The 16,783-nt window shown below is 34.5% G+C and carries 17 protein-coding genes; 8 read left to right on the plus strand and 9 right to left on the minus strand.

The genetic code is table 11. The features are described from left to right. Window positions 1-158: 158 nt before the first annotated feature. Together ACPYKA_RS09730 and ACPYKA_RS09735 are read left to right on the plus strand one after the other, a co-directional pair. Window positions 159-584 carry an acyl-CoA thioesterase gene (locus ACPYKA_RS09730; protein WP_479542101.1) on the plus strand — a complete coding sequence of 142 codons (426 nt, stop codon included), beginning with the start codon at window positions 159-161 and terminating at the stop codon, window positions 582-584. A 2-nt stretch (window positions 585-586) separates the two neighbouring features. Further along, complete coding sequence (locus tag ACPYKA_RS09735; RefSeq protein ID WP_479542102.1) at window positions 587-886, plus strand: hypothetical protein; 300 nt, start codon at window positions 587-589, stop codon at window positions 884-886. Between the two features lie 96 nt (window positions 887-982). Here the strand turns inward: ACPYKA_RS09735 and ACPYKA_RS09740 are convergent, their stop codons facing one another. From ACPYKA_RS09740 to ACPYKA_RS09780, 9 genes are all read right to left on the minus strand, one after another. Next, entirely contained in the window at window positions 983-1,270 is a 288-nt protein-coding gene (locus ACPYKA_RS09740) for a HesB/YadR/YfhF family protein (protein WP_479542103.1), read from the minus strand. 47 nt (window positions 1,271-1,317) lie between these two features. Continuing rightward, window positions 1,318-1,560, minus strand: a complete 243-nt coding sequence (gene yidD / locus ACPYKA_RS09745; RefSeq protein ID WP_479542104.1) for a membrane protein insertion efficiency factor YidD — start codon at window positions 1,558-1,560, stop codon at window positions 1,318-1,320. A gap of 93 nt (window positions 1,561-1,653) precedes the next feature. Continuing rightward, complete coding sequence (gene plsY, locus ACPYKA_RS09750) at window positions 1,654-2,247, minus strand: glycerol-3-phosphate 1-O-acyltransferase PlsY (RefSeq protein WP_479542105.1); 594 nt, start codon at window positions 2,245-2,247, stop codon at window positions 1,654-1,656. Window positions 2,248-2,617: 370 nt separating this feature from the next. Then, complete coding sequence (locus tag ACPYKA_RS09755) at window positions 2,618-3,142, minus strand: GNAT family N-acetyltransferase (RefSeq protein ID WP_479542116.1); 525 nt, start codon at window positions 3,140-3,142, stop codon at window positions 2,618-2,620. A gap of 71 nt (window positions 3,143-3,213) precedes the next feature. Then, window positions 3,214-3,564, minus strand: a complete 351-nt coding sequence (locus ACPYKA_RS09760) for a type II toxin-antitoxin system RelE/ParE family toxin (protein ID WP_479542106.1) — start codon at window positions 3,562-3,564, stop codon at window positions 3,214-3,216. Further along, window positions 3,548-3,814: a hypothetical protein gene (locus ACPYKA_RS09765; RefSeq protein ID WP_479542107.1), complete on the minus strand. Its 267-nt coding sequence runs from the start codon at window positions 3,812-3,814 to the stop codon at window positions 3,548-3,550. The genes ACPYKA_RS09760 and ACPYKA_RS09765 overlap by 17 nt, the downstream gene beginning before the upstream one ends. A 497-nt stretch (window positions 3,815-4,311) precedes the next feature. Then, a complete protein-coding gene (locus tag ACPYKA_RS09770; RefSeq protein ID WP_479542108.1) occupies window positions 4,312-5,511 on the minus strand; it encodes an MFS transporter in 1,200 nt (399 codons plus the stop codon). Window positions 5,512-5,765: 254 nt separating this feature from the next. Beyond that, window positions 5,766-6,323 (minus strand): hypothetical protein, encoded by a 558-nt coding sequence (locus tag ACPYKA_RS09775; RefSeq protein ID WP_479542109.1) that lies wholly within the window; start codon window positions 6,321-6,323, stop codon window positions 5,766-5,768. A 96-nt stretch (window positions 6,324-6,419) separates the two neighbouring features. After that, window positions 6,420-6,659: a DUF2651 family protein gene (locus tag ACPYKA_RS09780; protein ID WP_479542117.1), complete on the minus strand. Its 240-nt coding sequence runs from the start codon at window positions 6,657-6,659 to the stop codon at window positions 6,420-6,422. Between the two features lie 376 nt (window positions 6,660-7,035). Here ACPYKA_RS09780 and ACPYKA_RS09785 point away from each other — a divergent pair, with 376 nt between their 5' ends. From ACPYKA_RS09785 to ACPYKA_RS09810, 6 genes are all read left to right on the plus strand, one after another. Then, on the plus strand, window positions 7,036-7,449 hold the full coding sequence (locus ACPYKA_RS09785) for a CoA-binding protein (RefSeq protein ID WP_479542110.1): 414 nt from the start codon (window positions 7,036-7,038) through the stop codon (window positions 7,447-7,449). 296 nt (window positions 7,450-7,745) lie between these two features. Then, on the plus strand, window positions 7,746-9,683 hold the full coding sequence (gene parE / locus ACPYKA_RS09790; protein ID WP_479542111.1) for a DNA topoisomerase IV subunit B: 1,938 nt from the start codon (window positions 7,746-7,748) through the stop codon (window positions 9,681-9,683). Window positions 9,684-9,710: 27 nt separating this feature from the next. After that, window positions 9,711-12,152, plus strand: a complete 2,442-nt coding sequence (parC, locus tag ACPYKA_RS09795) for a DNA topoisomerase IV subunit A (RefSeq protein WP_479542112.1) — start codon at window positions 9,711-9,713, stop codon at window positions 12,150-12,152. A gap of 356 nt (window positions 12,153-12,508) precedes the next feature. Then, complete coding sequence (locus ACPYKA_RS09800; RefSeq protein WP_479542113.1) at window positions 12,509-14,020, plus strand: spore germination protein; 1,512 nt, start codon at window positions 12,509-12,511, stop codon at window positions 14,018-14,020. Further along, entirely contained in the window at window positions 14,010-15,104 is a 1,095-nt protein-coding gene (locus tag ACPYKA_RS09805) for a GerAB/ArcD/ProY family transporter (RefSeq protein ID WP_479542114.1), read from the plus strand. The genes ACPYKA_RS09800 and ACPYKA_RS09805 overlap by 11 nt, the downstream gene beginning before the upstream one ends. After that, the gene (locus ACPYKA_RS09810; RefSeq protein ID WP_479542115.1) at window positions 15,101-16,228 is read left to right on the plus strand and encodes a Ger(x)C family spore germination protein; all 1,128 of its coding nucleotides are present in this window, start codon (window positions 15,101-15,103) and stop codon (window positions 16,226-16,228) included. Before ACPYKA_RS09805 ends, ACPYKA_RS09810 begins: the two co-directional genes overlap by 4 nt. The last annotated feature ends 555 nt before the right edge of the window (window positions 16,229-16,783 follow it).

Raw genomic sequence — 16,783 nt, forward strand, 5'->3', positions numbered from 1 at the left:
AAGAAGCAATTGAAGGTTTTCGAGATGAAATAAAAGATGAACATAGACATCAAACGGAATAAGACTAAAGGATTCGCCTAAAAAAGTTTCCAATTTATTTTGGAGACTTTTTTTCTTATGGTAAAATGTTAGTTGGATGAAGTATTGGAGGAATTATTATGGTTATTAATCATACTGAAGTTGAGGTTAGATATAAAGAAACAGATCAAATGGGTGTTGTACACCATTCAAATTATTTAGTATGGTTCGAAATTGGACGTACAAATTTTATTAAACAAATCGGTTTAAACTACGCGGAAATGGAATCCGGTAATGTTGTATCACCCGTAATTGATGTTCAAATATCTTATAAGAAACCTGCACGTTACGGAGAGACTGTTACGATTAATACTTGGCTTGACGATTATGATGGTGTACGGACTACCTATGGTTACTCGGTAAAGAATGAACATGATCAGTTATTAGTTACAGGAACAACTGTACATGTTATAGTAAGTAAGGACAGTTTTAAACCAGTATTGTTACGAAAACATCATCCTGATTGGCATGATATATATACGTCCTTAATAAAAGAGGGACAATAGTAATGGCTTTTGGGATAAACAGAGAAGAATTATTATTATGGAAATTTAAAATTTCACAAGGGGAAATTGCATTTTTAACTCACTACTGGCAGGATGATAGGTTTCCGGAAAGTGTTACAGTTACTAAAGTAGGCTGTGGGTCTATAAGTAGATTAGCACAGTGGGGAAGCAAGTATGGATTAAAAAAAGAGTGGATTCACTATCGAGATTCATATCCTCACTATGATCTCTTTGGGCAAAAGCAAAAGGAAATCTTATTAAAAGAAGGTCTACAAGATCATCTAATTCGATTCGATCTTTAAAGGAACAAAGGCGCTGGAGCTGAACGCAGCTATTCCTGCAACGAAACCTCAGCTATAGAATTTTATAATAAGCAACAAAAGAAAAACCACAATTTCTTATTGATAAGAAAATTGTGGTTCTCCCATCTTTTCATCTAAAGTAATAATTAAATTTTTTCCTTCAAAATACCAAACATCTGATTCTTCAACAAAAAATAAAATGTTTCCAGCTGTCGTAGAGGTATGAATAACATCAGGCTCTTCTCTAGTAACACCTAGAGAAAATCCCGGTACATTTCCTCCCATTCCACCGTACCTAACAAAAAAACGTAATGAAGCTTTTTCGTCAATTTCATATTCTTCTCTAAACCATTCAACGGCTTCGTTTGAAATTTTTATATCCAATCTAATCCTCCTAACCTTAAGCAGCTACTATTTCTAAGAAAGTTAATTTAAGAAGGTTTTGTAGATTTTTCTTTACTAATTTCAGGAACTAAATCAACGCCCCCGGGGTGAAAAGGATGACATTTACTAATTCGTATTACCGTTAATATCGTTCCCTTAATCGCTCCAAAACGTTTATAGCTCTCCAAACTATATGCAGAACATGTTGGATAAAATCGACATGTAGGCGGTTTAATGGGACTGATCACTTTTCTGTAGAACTTTACGATTAAAATAAATATATGTTTCATACCTATTCCTTCTTTGTTTTTCCCTCTTTATCATTGCTTTATCCGACTAAATAAAGTATACGATATTTTAATTGGATGATTCAATGATAAAGCCTACATCCAAGTTATTTTTGGTTCAGTTTTATTTTTAATACGTCTAATATTTTCTTTATGTCGAAAAAACACAAAGATTGTTAAACTAAGTATCAGTGCAAAGAGCAGCCAATCGTTTAAAAACAACGAAATAATTGTAGAAACTATTCCTGTTATCATTGAGGCTAGTGATACATATTTTGATAGATAGAGAGAAAGTATAAAAGTTAGTACCATTGCAATAAAAAGTAGCGGATTAATACCAAGTATGATGCCACCTGATGTAGCTACGGCTTTCCCGCCTTTGAATTTAGCGAAAACCGGGTATGTATGTCCTAAAACTGCAAATACTCCAATGATTAATCTCGAAACTTCAATATCAAAGAAGAAACTTGCAAACAATGGCATCAGTGTAGCAAGCGTCCCTTTTAATATATCCGCCAAGGTAACAAAAATTCCAGCTTTTGTTCCGAGTACACGAAAAGCGTTCGTTGCTCCTAAATTTCCGCTTCCATGTTCTCGGATATCGATTTTATATCCGATTTTCCCTATGATTAGTGCAAATGGAATGGAGCCTAATAAATATGCAATAATAATAAAAATAAGATAATCCACTCACTGACCTACTTTCGATTATTTTTTCTATACCAATAGTTTATCATAATTATTCATAAAACAATATTTGAAATAGAAGAAATGGTATATATGAGTTGATAACGCTTCAGACAGAAAGTATAAAAAAATAGGTTATCGGAAAATAGTGTAGAAAAAAGTATAGAATTCATTCCCTGAACACTTTTAAAAAATAAATAAAAGAGGATAGCACATAACTAGTATGTGTATCCTTTTCTTTCTGTCCCACAATCGTGTCCGATTCTGGAAGTTCGGCTGAACTGATATTTGCAGGTAATTTTTAATGTGACTATACAAAAATTGTTTAAGTTCAAAGTCAGAAAAATCATTAATAAGGTTAAAAATTATAAATTTAATTCAAGTCTGATAACAACATTCCATATACAATACTATCTGTCCATTCCCCTTTATTCCAAAAATCTTGAATGAAATGGGCTTCTTTTCTCATACCTATACGCTCGCATAATTTTTGTGACGCCTTATTTCGTGCATCAAGATTAGCCTGTATTCGATGTACACCAAATTTATCAAATAAATTCTTAACCAAACTACTTGCAGCCTCAGTTGCATAACCCTTGCCAGAAACTTCATTGGAAAAACATACTCCAATTTCAACAGTGTCCTTCATATCTGTATACCATACAGATAAATCGCCAATTACTTTTATATGATTTGCAACTGCCAAACTTAACATTGATTCTTTCGAAAGTGAACTATTTTCCAGCTTCTTATTAAACTCTTCTTGTAAATTTTTCCGTGTCCACTTATCGTGCAGAAGATACTTACATGTATCAACATTATTGTAAATGTTAAATACATCTTGTAGGTCTTCACTCTTAAACGGCCTAATTATTAGTCTTTCAGTGTTAATCTCCAGAAAAAGCATCCCTTCCAAATTAAAATATTAAGCTAATCCGTGTTATTCCATTAAATGACCCGTTTCTTGAATTACCTTATTCGCTTACGTTTAGAACGTGATGGTAGAATGTTAATGACGTCAATTGTTTCATCATTTTCATAAACCATATAGAAAATAAGATAACTTAACATACGATGCCGGCTTTTTCCGTATGTAAGACAACGGAAACCTTTGAAGGATCCTTCTTCAACCTTTTTCCCCGCATATGGAAAAGAAGATAACAGACGATCAATTTCATCAATCATGTTATCTTCTTTGGAAAACCACCATTCAAGTACATCTTCTCCTTGCTCCGCAAAGAAATCTTGAATTTGATCTAAACACTTGTTAAATTCCTCTGTGAAATAAACCGAAAAATTCCGGTTATTTTCTTTGTCCATACCTGAACTCCTTTAATTCCTTTGCGGTATAACGTTCCATCTCTGGATTATCAAGAAAACGTTGAAGCGATTCTTTTAATTCTGGGTATGCTTCAATTTCCTGTGCCAAATTATCGAATTCTTCATTCATAGAATCTGTATCGTGTACCTCCAAGGAGAACAATTTCCCATCAACTACAAACATTGTTTCATTTTTATCATCTAATGCATTTGCAAGTTCCTTTTTCACATTCTTATTTAATGCGCCCATTATACTTCACCTCAATTTAATTACTGTTATTATATCACAATTCAGGCTTTTTCCGACCATCTTCACTTGATTTTATTAGTAAACTTTAAAAATATTTACTGTAAAAGTCATGTCTTAATTTTCCACTAAGATATGCGTATATCCTTGTTGCCTCACTCTTTATCTTCAAAGTGAGAGAGGAATAGCCTTCAATTTTTTTATCCGACTGGTATTTTCCTAACGCTCCCAACAACATGTTTTCACGCTCCATATTATGAATCAATCATCTTAATTCGAGTGTAGTAGGGAACCATAGACTTTACTTCTACAGTCGAAATGTATAGTTATATAATGTCGAAAGCTCTGTAACGGAAACAAATAGACACAACCTTAATTAAAGAATTGTGCTGTTTGTAGATTGCTTGCTAAACACTCGCGCCTGTTTGTGGCAAATATTCAATTCGTAAAAAAATTGTAATGTGAATTTGCGGAAAAGCCCAAATCCACATTATTAAATTTTATTCCATTATGTTTCGAACAAATAAATGTTTATTCCGATACACGACCAAAGCAACAATAGCAAGCATCAATCCTGAAATAAGAAAAACACTTCTAACTCCAAGTAAATCTGCAAATAGTCCCATACCAAGGGATGATACTCCGAATATTCCTGTAGAAACAGCCCCTAAAGACGTGTAGATAGTGGATAGCTTTGTCTTTGGGACGCTAGTTTGGATAACTGTTTGTTGAGGAATACCCTTTATTTGACCAAATACTCCCATACCAAGCGACAGTAATATAGCAATAATTGGGCTACTGTTTACACCGAACCAGATTGTTATCAAACAGCTAAACAAAGAGCCAATAAAGATCACTTTACCCAATTTTGATTCTAATGCAGTGGCGTTTTTTATACAGTAGATGCTCCCGATGATTAATCCTAGAAATAAAGATCCATTAATAAAACCCCACCATTCTTTGCCTACGTGTAATGCTTCACTGACAAAAACGTAAAGAATTGCCGCAATCCAAACTGTTTCCGCAATTGTTTCCAGTATCTCCATTATAGCTATTTTTCGTAACACTGGAACATAGAATAATGTGGACCAACCCTTTTTAATTTGGTCTAGTTTACTTTCTTGCTCTATTTCCAGTTGTTCAACACTTTCCAGCAAACATAATAAAATGCTTGATACAACAAACAAGGAAAAAACTAACCAAACAATCTGTTGTGTATCCATCATAACAAGGGCTAAACTGCTTATAAACCACATAACCGTTTGTATGAATTGAGATAGTGTTTCAGCTATCCCATTCGCTCGTATTAGGTTATTCGGTTCTACATATTGTGGTATTAATGTTTGTTTAATTGGATTAGCACATCCTTCAAGAAATGCAATGCCTGAGATAATAATAAAGATTAAATAATAGTTTGCTCCCGATATTTCAGGTAATAACAATCCCAGTCCAACGATAACCATTGTTTTGCCTACTTGCGAACCGGCTAATAACCACTTTAAGTTTACTTTTCCGATCAATAAAGGTGTCAAAAGACTAGATACAAACATTGAAGACGTAATGGTAAATGGAACAAAAGAAGCTGCAGTCGCAGATCCCGTTAGTCCGAATATTGTACTGATAATACCTACCATATAAAGGACATCGCCAATACTTGTAAATGACTGTCCCGTGATCAGTAAGGAAAAGTTTTTATTCAATTTTATATCCCCCAAATTAAAATAATTTATATGATAAATGGGGGATTTTAAATTGGAAGTTTCATCTGATATAGCTCCTTCATCAACAGATAAATCTTGGGGGATTTCGATTTATCAAGATTTTTGATTACTTATTATAAATCATAAATTATAGAAATTTAATTTAGTAAATGTTTCAGTCTTAAACAATATGCCCGTTTCAGCAACTGCACCTGTTAGTTGAACACATCTAAGTCTTTCATAGAGTAAGTTAACTAGTCTGTTTTAAGACTGTATTTTATAACTTCGTTTTTATCATTGAAGAAAAGAATCAACCATTCACTATCGATACTAATTAATCCTCTTTCATCTCCGAGATAGTACACAATGTTATTTTCTTCCTTAAAGTATTCAGTTTGGGTTGGATTTCCCAATAACTTATCTACCTCTTCACTCGTCATTCCATTTAACTTATAATGTTCTAACAAGTCATCTACCATATATACTCTTTCCTCGGGTTTATTTAACCATCTTTCAGTTGAAAAATTTGATTTATATTCATTAAAACCAAGCATAATACCACACCAAAGTGGTAAAATAGAACATAGTAAGGAAAGGGTTTTAAATTGAATTTTGGCCTTCTTTTTCTCTTTAATTTTAGTACGCTTATAAAGGAACAATTGAAACAACAACAAACAAATGAATGGTAGAAGTATTGCTGATAAACTCACAATATTATATGTAGGACGAATCAAATAAATATATAAAAGATATCCCGAATAAAGAAATAAATACAAGACAATATACAAACTAAAAAACTTTCTAGCTACCATTCAACCACTCCTTATTACAACTAAAAAATTTGGTGCTTTTCTTCGAGATTGGGGCGCTAATCCTCCTTCTAGAAAAGCGCCCGTTTAGTGAAAATGTTAGAAATGACCAAATTGCTTAGTTGGAGATTTCAACGCAGAAAGCAGTTTGACGCACAAGCCTGCCAACAGTGAAAGTAATGTGTACAATATTAACCAAAACCAAAGAAGTGAATGCAGTATCGTTAGGTTTGCTATAACAGAAATTAGTGCTACCAAAATTGGCGCCAAATAAATATTTTTAAAGATAAAGTATCCGATTATTCCAATCAAAATTGAAGCCACTGGAAACGTAAACATAACTAATGTAATAAACAAACCCACTTTTATCCTCTCCCTTCACTACCTAAATTTAAATACAGTAGCAAGAAATGCATTTTGTTAAATAATTGCATCCATTCTTGTTCAACAATCTGACCGTTTGTGTAATAAAAAGTATTATAAATTGAACTTTTAAACCAACTTTAACATACATTTAAATTAATTTTAATTCTACACGATAATTCGGGGACTTAAAATATAAATTATATAAATATGACTTTTCTTAGTCACGACTTAGCTTTCTATTCCGCATTTCATAGCATTTCATACTATTAGTAAAGTACTAGTTTTCTAATATTGCAAAGATGTGTTAATATAAGAGACAAGTAGGAAACGTTGCAAGGAGGAAAATCAAATGACTAGTAAAAATCCTTCAAAAGAAATCATTTCATCCATATTAAATTCGTCAAAAACAATTGCTGTCGTAGGACTTTCAAACAACCCAGAACGGACTTCTTATCAAATTTCTAAAGCAATGCAGGATGCAGGGTATAAAATTATTCCTGTTAACCCGAATGTCAACGAAGTTCTTGGAGAAAAAGCCTATCCTTCTTTAAGTGACATTGAAGAAAAGATAGATATTATCAATGTCTTTAGACGATCTGAATTTTTACCGGCTATTGCTAAAGAAGCTATCAACATTGATTGTAATGTGTTTTGGGCGCAACAAGGCGTAACCAACGATGAGGCATATGAAATTTTGACAGAACGAGGATACACGGTAATTATGGATTTATGTATAAAAGTTGCACAAGCCGTCTTAGTATAAAATATAATGAAATTGTTATGATAATGGGATGACATTTTTAGTCATCTCTTTTTATCGTGAAAATGGGAAACGACAAAAGTAATTGATTATTGATGATATAAGCGTATAATATTTTAGAAGATAAGAAAGTTGAATACTTTCTACCGCTCACTGACTATGAGGTTGGATATTTTGGAACAGAAGAAAGTCAGGTGAGTGCAAATTTAGTTTCGCCTAAGGACTCGGTGAAGTCTTAGTTTTCAAATACAAATGTATGATTGTTTTTTATTGTTTTAATTAAAGGAGTCGATGATCGATTGGTTGATGCTTCATTAAATTACACAGAGGAGTCTATTCAAGTACTAGAAGGTCTTGAAGCGGTAAGGAAAAGACCTGCAATGTACATTGGTTCGACTGATATAAAAGGTTTGCATCATTTAGCATATGAAATAATTGATAACGCAGTAGATGAGGCACTTGCTGGATATGGAAATGAAATAAATGTTAAATTACATAAAGATAATAGTATTTCTGTTAGTGATAATGGGAGAGGTATCCCAACAGGAATTCATGAAACAGGAAAACCGACTACAGAAGTTATTTTTACAGTTCTCCATGCAGGCGGGAAATTTGGACAAGGTGGTTATAAAGCAAGTGGTGGATTACACGGTGTCGGTGCTGCAGTAGTTAATGCATTATCCGAATGGCTGGAAGTAACAACGTATCGTAATGGTGAAAAATATTACCAGCATTTTAAAGATGGCGGAAAACCGTCTACCACATTGGAAAAAAAAGGTGATACAAAAAAATCGGGTACAATTATCCGCTTTAAACCTGATCCGAAAATTTTTTCCGTAACTGAATTTAAAACAGAAACAATTGCAGAAAGGTTAAGGGAATCAGCTTTTCTCTTTCAAGGGTTAAAAATTACGTTAACGGATGAACGGACAAATAATGAGGAAGTTTTTGATTATGATGAGGGATTAGTCTCTTTTATCCATTATTTAAACGAGGGAAAAGATGCATTCCATGATGTAATATCATTTAGTGGTGAGCAGAACGGAATTGAACTTGATTTTGCATTTCAATTTAGTGATAGTTATGTAGAAAATATGCACTCCTTCGTGAATCATGTCCGTACAAAAGATGGTGGTACCCATGAAGTAGGCGCCCGTGCAGCCATAACAAGGACATTTAATGAATATGCAAGAAGAAACGAATTTCTTAAAGAAAAAGATAAGAATTTAGAAGGAAATGACATTCGTGAAGGCTTAACTGCTATTGTGTCTGTTAGAGTACCTGAAGAATTATTACAATTTGAAGGACAGACAAAAGGTAGACTTGGTACAACGGAGGTAAGATCCGTTGTAGATGCGATTGTCTCTGAAAAATTAGCATATTTTTTAGAAGAAAACGGTGATACTGCTAAGAAACTACTTGATAATGCGCTTCGGGCAAAAGATGCTCGTGAAGCCGCCCAAAAGGCTAGGGAAGATGCGAGAAATGGAAAGAAAAGAAAACGAAGCGAAACATTATTAAGTGGAAAATTAACACCTGCACAATCACGTGATACGTCTAAAAATGAACTGTATTTAGTGGAGGGAGATTCTGCAGGTGGTTCTGCGAAACAAGGTAGAGACCGTGTGTTCCAAGCAATCCTTCCACTAAGGGGGAAAGTAATTAATACAGAAAAAGCAAAACTGGATGATGTCATGAAAAATGAAGAAATCTCTACGATTATTCATACAATTGGTGCTGGAGTAGGCGCTGACTTTAACGTAGAAGACGCTAGATATGATAAAGTGATTATTATGACAGATGCTGATACAGACGGTGCACATATTCAGGTGCTATTGCTGACGTTTTTTTACCGTTATATGCGTCCGCTTATTGAGGCAGGGAAAGTATATATTGCATTACCGCCACTATATAAAATTTCCAAAGGTAAAGGAAAAAATGAGCAGATAGTCTACGCCTGGGAAGATAGTGAAATGGAAGAAGCTGTTAAGAAATTCAAAACTGGCTATACGATCCAACGGTATAAAGGTCTAGGAGAAATGAATGCGGATCAGCTGTGGGACACAACAATGAACCCTGAAACAAGAACATTAATTCGAGTAACAATAGATAATGTGGCACAAGCGGAAAGAAGAGTAACAACATTAATGGGAGATAAAGTATCTCCGCGTAGAACTTGGATTGAAGAAAATGTAGCGTTTGGACTAGAAGAAGATGAAAATATACTGGAAAAGTAAGATGAGAAGTTGTAAAGGAGAATTTTTATGTCTCAATTGAAGCAATATGTTGATTTACCGCTGGAGGACGTTATTGGTGATCGTTTTGGAAGATATAGTAAATATATTATTCAAGATCGAGCGATACCAGATGTACGAGATGGGCTTAAACCCGTACAACGTCGTATATTGTATGCAATGCACGTAGATAAAAATACACATGAAAATAATTTCAGAAAAGCAGCAAAAACAGTCGGAACCGTTATAGGTAATTATCATCCGCACGGGGATACATCTGTTTATGATGCGATGGTACGTTTAAGTCAAGATTGGAAAATGCGTTACGAATTAGTAGAAATGCATGGAAATAACGGAAGTATTGATGGAGATCCACCTGCAGCGATGCGTTATACAGAGGCAAGACTTGCAAAAATTACAGGTGAGTTACTGGACGATATTGAAAAGGATACAGTCGATTTTATACCTAACTTTGATGATACAAATAAAGAGCCAATTGTTTTTCCAGCTAAACTTCCAAATCTCTTATTGAACGGTTCCACAGGGATATCCGCCGGCTATGCTACAAATATTCCACCACATAATATCCAGGAAGTTATCGATGCTGTTATTATGAAAATTGATAAACCAACCGTAACTTTAGATGATCTTATGACTAAAATTAAAGGACCAGACTTCCCTACAGGCGGAATTGTTCAAGGTCTTGATGGAATAAAACAAGCTTTTGCAACTGGAAAAGGTCGGGTAGTTGTTCGGGGTAGGGCAACAACTAAAAAAATGCGGGGAAACAGAGAACAAATTGTCATTGAAGAAATTCCTTATGAAGTAAATAAAGCGAATCTTGTCCGAAAAATAGATGAATTGCATGCCGAACGAAAAGTGGAAGGGATTGCGGAAGTTAGGGACGAAACGGATCGTTCAGGTTTACGTATTGTTATCGAGCTGAAAAAAGATGCCGATAGCGAAGGGATCTTAAACTATTTATATAAAAATACGGACCTACAAATTATCTATCATTATAATATGGTAGCTATTCAGGATAAAACGCCGAAATTATTGCCACTAACAGAAATTTTGGATGCATATATAACACACCAAAAGGAAGTAGTAACACGCCAAACAAGATATGATCTAAATAAAGCAAATGATCGTGTTCATATTGTAGATGGATTAATAAAAGCTATTTCAATTTTGGATGAACTCATTCAAACAATTCGTAACTCTAAAAATAAGGCTGATGCGAAACAAAATATCATTCGACAATATGAATTTTCGGACCCTCAAGCTGAAGCAATATTAGCATTACAACTGTACAGGTTAACGAATACAGATATCACCATCCTTAAGGAAGAAAAAGTTGAATTAGAAGAAAAAATTAAAAAGTATGAAGAAATTTTAGCCAAACCGAAAGTTTTGTTAAATGAAATAAAAAAAGAGTTGCGAAGAATTAAACGTACATATGGGGATGAAAGAAAAACGACAATCGAAGAGGAAATTGAAGAAATTAAAATCAATATCGAAGTAACAGTACCGAGTGAAACTGTACTTGTTTCCATCACTAAAGAGGGGTATATTAAACGAACCAGTTTACGATCATATGCCGCTTCAAACAAAGACGATTTAACAATTAAGTCATCTGACCATCTTGTAAGATTATTGGAAATGGCTACAACCGACTATGTATTAATCTTTACGAATACCGGGAAATATATTTCAGTTCCAGTTCACGAATTACCTGATATAAGATGGAAAGATACCGGGGTACACTTATCCAATTTAACAACTTTTGGTTCAGATGAACGGATTGTTCAATGTATTCCTGTTCGCGAGTTTACAAACGATAAATATCTATTATTTTTAACAAAACAAGGAATGATTAAAAAGACAGAATTAGAGGTTTATCAATCACCCAGATACTCTAGAAGTTTAATTGCTCTAAATTTAAGAGAGGGCGATGAAGTAGTCAATATATTTGAAACAAATGGAAAGCAAGATATCTTTATTGCGACAAATCTAGGGTATGGATTATGGTTTAATGAATCTGAAGTTTCCCCGGTTGGTCAAAGGGCTTTGGGAGTAATTGCAATCCAATTAAAAGAGGCCGACTATGTTGTAAATGGACAAATTATCGATGAATCTATTTCTGATTTATTTTTAGTTACACAGCGTGGTGCATGCAAACGAATGAAAATTGATGCGTTTGACAAAACTGCAAGAGCAAGACGTGGTGTCCATATGCTACGGGAATTAAAAGCAAAGCCGCATCGGATTGTAGGGTTTTATACGATTTCTCAGGAAGAGGAAATAAGTTTAGTAACGGATAAGGAAAAAAGGATCAAGGTAGTACCATATGGTTTACCAATAAGTGATCGAAATAGCAATGGCTCCTTTATCATCGATGCAGATGAAGAAGGAATCGTTGAATATACGATAATAGAAGCAGAATATGATATTCCATTTAACGAATCATAATAGGTTATTCTGAAAGTATGCCAAGAAAAGGTAAGGGATGAATTAAAGAACATTTCATCTCTTACCTTCTTTTTGTTTCTTTAATGTTTTTTATGCATGAACTGTGAATTGATAATAGAGTAGTCCCTTTATAATGCTAGATTGTGATTAATTTGTAAATGCGAACTTGTGATATTTATTAAAATTCCCCGTATCTAAAATTAAAAAGAATAAAGCTAAATAAAAATCGGTGCCCACGCAAATTGGACTTTTTTTATTGATAAAAAGGAAATTGAGAAACAACCTTTATTGATTAGAGCCGGTAGTTATTGGAAATACTTGTGATAAGATAACACGGAAATGAGTTGAGCAATTCCATGTCTTTTTTTAAAAAAAATAAAGGAATGCCGTCCACTGTCAATAAAAGTATCGATCCGCTTTTTCCTTCACTTGAGGATAATATTAAATATATATGTGAAGCTTTTAACAATACAGAAGATTTAAAAATGAGGAAAGTGACTTTCCATGAAAAGCAGGGAAAATTATTCTATTTAGAGACAATGACCGATCCAAAGATAATTGAAAATAGCTTTCTAATTCCATTGACAGAGGCTGATGAGTGTGATGATCTAAGAAACGTTATTACAAATGTTGGATTTAAAACTTCGACCAACTTAAATGATGCAGTTTCTGCACTGTTAATGGGGAGCTGTGCCCTTGTATTTGAAGGGGAAAAAGAGACTTATTTATTCAACGCGCCTCAAATGAATACTCGTACTCCCGATGAACCTGAAAATGAAAAAGTTGTGAGAGGTTCCCATTTAGGCTTTGTAGAAAGTCTCGATATTAATATGAATCTGATCAGGCAACGGGTTAAAAATCGCCAGCTCATGATTAAATATTATGAGTTAGGGATGGAATCAAATAGAAAAATGGCGATTGTTTATATGAATCAACTGGCGAATCCTTCATTGGTTGAGGAAATCGAAAAGAGAATCCTGTCTATTTCAATGGATGCAATTTTCGCTCCAGGGTATATCGAAGAAATTATTGAAGAACATCCATTGTCACCGTTTCCGCAAAACCTCTATACCGAAAGACCTGATCGCTTGGAGGCTTACTTGATGGAGGGAAAGGTAGCCATTATGACTGAGGGAAGTACGGATGCGATTATTATGCCTGTCACATTTTTTTCTTTTTTTCAGTCCCCCGATGATTTCAATAACAGATTTTACGAAGGTTCCGCTTTTCGCCTGTTAAGGTTATTCAGTTTTTGGGGGACACTTATTCTTCCACCTTTATACATTGCGGTGGTCGGTTTTCACTTTGAAATTATTCCGTATGATATGGTAACCATTATGAAAAGTTCAATAGAAAATGTCCCGTTTCCACCCTTTGTTGAAGCGCTAGTCATGGTTATTACGATTGAATTGATACGCGAGGCGGGACTCAGGCTTCCAACACCGATAGGCCAGACGATCGGTATCGTCGGAGGTCTGATTATCGGTGAGGCAGTAGTCAATGCAGGTCTTGTATCGAACGTGATGGTTATTGTCATTGCCCTAACTGCGATCATGTCATTTACCATTCCCGCCTATGAGATGGGGAACACCATTCGCATATTATCCTTTCCAACCATGATTGCTGCAGCCACGCTCGGATTTGTAGGAATTGTAGTTTCTCTTATGTTCATTATCATCCATATGTGTAAATTGCAGTCCTTTGGGACACCGTATATTGCGCCTTTAGCCCCTTTAAATATGAAGGGTTTAAAGGATGCTTTAGTCCGCTTTCCGATCTGGTCAATGAACAAGCCCTCTAAAGATGTACATACGCAGCTGCCCCTTAAACAAAGATCATCAAGGGAGTGGGATAAGAATGATCGGTAATAAAGAAATCACCCGGTTTCAATTGCTATTTGTATTAATCCACTGCCAAATCGGTGTAGGTATTATTACGTTGCCTAATGAGATATTTATGAAGGCAAAGGGAGACAGCTGGATCTCTGTTTTGTTGGCGGGAATCATTATTCAATTAACAATCTTTATTTTCGGAGCCTTAATGATGCGCTTTCCATCCAGTAATTTATATGACATCATCCAATTACTTTTTGGAAAAGGCTTCGGAAAATTGATTGTCATCCTGTATAGTATATACTTTATGATCCTTGGAGGAGTTTTCTTGGCAAAGTTTGCCGTTATTCTTAGGGCCTGGATGATGCCAACGACACCCAAATGGTTATTGATCGGTCTGATAGTGATGATTGCTGTTTATATCGTTAAAGAAAACCTTCAGATAACGGCTCGTTTTTTATTTATTTCATCTATTACTTTCATCGGTTTCATAGGGTTCGCTATATACTCCTTAAAAGAGGCAAACTTTACATATATTTTGCCTATTGGAAATACGGGGATAGTGCCAATTATGAAGGGTATTCCAACCACTTTATATTCATATCAAGGATTTGAATTTTTGCTTCTCATTTACCCTTTTGTTCAATCGGATCAAAAGGGACTGGTGAAAGTGGCGACGATAGCCAATATTATTGTTACACTTTTTTACACATTCATAGTTATTACAAGCCTGCTTTTTTTTAGTCCGAACGAATTGAAGATTGTACCTGAACCAGTGTTATACTTAGTCAAAGCATTCACTTTCAAAATCATTGAAAGACCGGACTTGCTTTTCACATCGATGTGGATTGTACTAGTGGCTACAACAATTATAATCGTACTTTACGCATCCTCCCTTGGGTTATCATTCGTCATGAACTCAAATAAAAGGAGTATTTACGTTTTCATTGCTGCAGCAATAAGCTTTTTTTTGTCAATGACCGTTTATGGGGTTTATGAGATTGCTTCTGTATCTAGGATTTTTAATCCATTTATCTTTCTTTTCGCTATTGGCTTACCGATCTTATTTCTTCTTATTGCAATCATTTTCAACAAGAAAGAGAGGGAAAACAGCGAATGACTGGTCGATTACCTTTTATATGGGTTACTTTTCTAGCAGTAATACTTGCCGGATGCTGGGATGCGCGCTTATTGAAAGAACATAGTTTAGTCTTATCCATTGGGTATGATTTGGGAACCGATGAAACAATAATCAAGACGGTTACCTTTCCAAAAGAGAGTAGTGGAAACCCAAAGCAAAATTCACCTGCAACCCAAAGTAATGTAATAACGACAACTGGCGATACGGTGAAAGATGCTGAACATCAATTAGATCGGCTCATTCCTGAAAAATTTGACAGATCGAAAGCAAAAGTTATATTATTAGGCGAAAATTTAGCGACCAATGGAATATATTCAACTTTGGATTCAATCTATCGTGATTTAAGAGGTCCGTTAAATGCTTCGGTGGCTGTCGTTAAAGGAACGGCAAAAGATGCCTTGAATATAAAGGAAAATTACTCTCGGCCTGTTAGTGATTTTTATTCGGAGCTTCTCACTAGTGCGGGGGGAAGTGGTCTTACAAAGAATGAAAATGTGCAATCAATTTGCCCGATTATGTTATCGGATCTTAAAGATATCGCGGTTCCTTACATCCGTGTGACAGAAGATAGTAACATGGCAATAGTGGATGGTATGGCATTATTTTCAGGTGATAAAATGACTGGGAAATTAAATATAAAGGAAAGCTCCATGTTACTTATTTTGACCGATAATACGCCAAAGGGAACAAAAATGAATTTGAAAGTCAGTAACGATAAGGAAAAACACGATAAAAATTTTGTGGACTTCGTGATACGAAAAACGAAAAGAAAACTCAACGTATACACAGATAACGATGAGATTAAAGCGAAAATAGACTTGACCCTCCAAGTGGAAATTGATGAATATTCAACTGATCAGTTGCATAATGAAAAAAAAGCGAAAGCCTTATCCAAAGAAATAGAAAAAAAGCTAAATGAAATTGCAGTAAAGACAATAGCGAGTATACAAGAGGCAAACAATGATTCACTTGGGTTGGGCGAGAAAGTGAAAGCGTATCATCATTCCATATGGGAAAAAATTGACTGGGGTGAATCTTATCCGGAGGTTCCTATCGAAACGACATTTAATGTTGAAATCGTGCGGCATGGTATACTGAATTAAAAAATACCATTCAGGCATTTAAACAAGCCATGTATGAACGCGAAACTGTTGGATCATTTTTTCTTTAGTGAAAGTTCAGATGATGATTATCTGAACTTTTTGTTTTTTTCTGTTATTTCCTCGATATCATATACTAAAGAAGTTGGAGAAAAAAGTATCATATTTCAAATAAGATCACAAAAATTGCCTAAATATATCAGACAGTTTTTATTTGTTATGTATTTCATTATGTTCCGTGCTGGGGCGCTATTTAACTCCTCTTAACTTAATTGCTTTATTTACTTCTCTTTTTAAAATCTAATAAACTTCTGATTCTCGTTCTTGATTTACATCGTTTTTGAAAAAGACTTAATGAGTTGATGGCGACTCCAATGTAAGCACTTTTTTATATTATGAAAATATGATACGCTAAATTTATAGCTTTCGTTTTTAAATATTATTTTTGTTAAATGATGTAACTGTTTTTTAAATGAATAGCGTCTAAGGAGTGATAATGTGAATTTTGAACTTTCAAAAGAACAAGAAATGATCCGAAAAATGGTGAGAGATTTTGCA

The organism is Pseudogracilibacillus amylolyticus (SeqCode), from assembly GCF_051918545.1.
In the GTDB taxonomy this organism is placed as follows: domain Bacteria; phylum Bacillota; class Bacilli; order Bacillales; family Amphibacillaceae; genus Pseudogracilibacillus.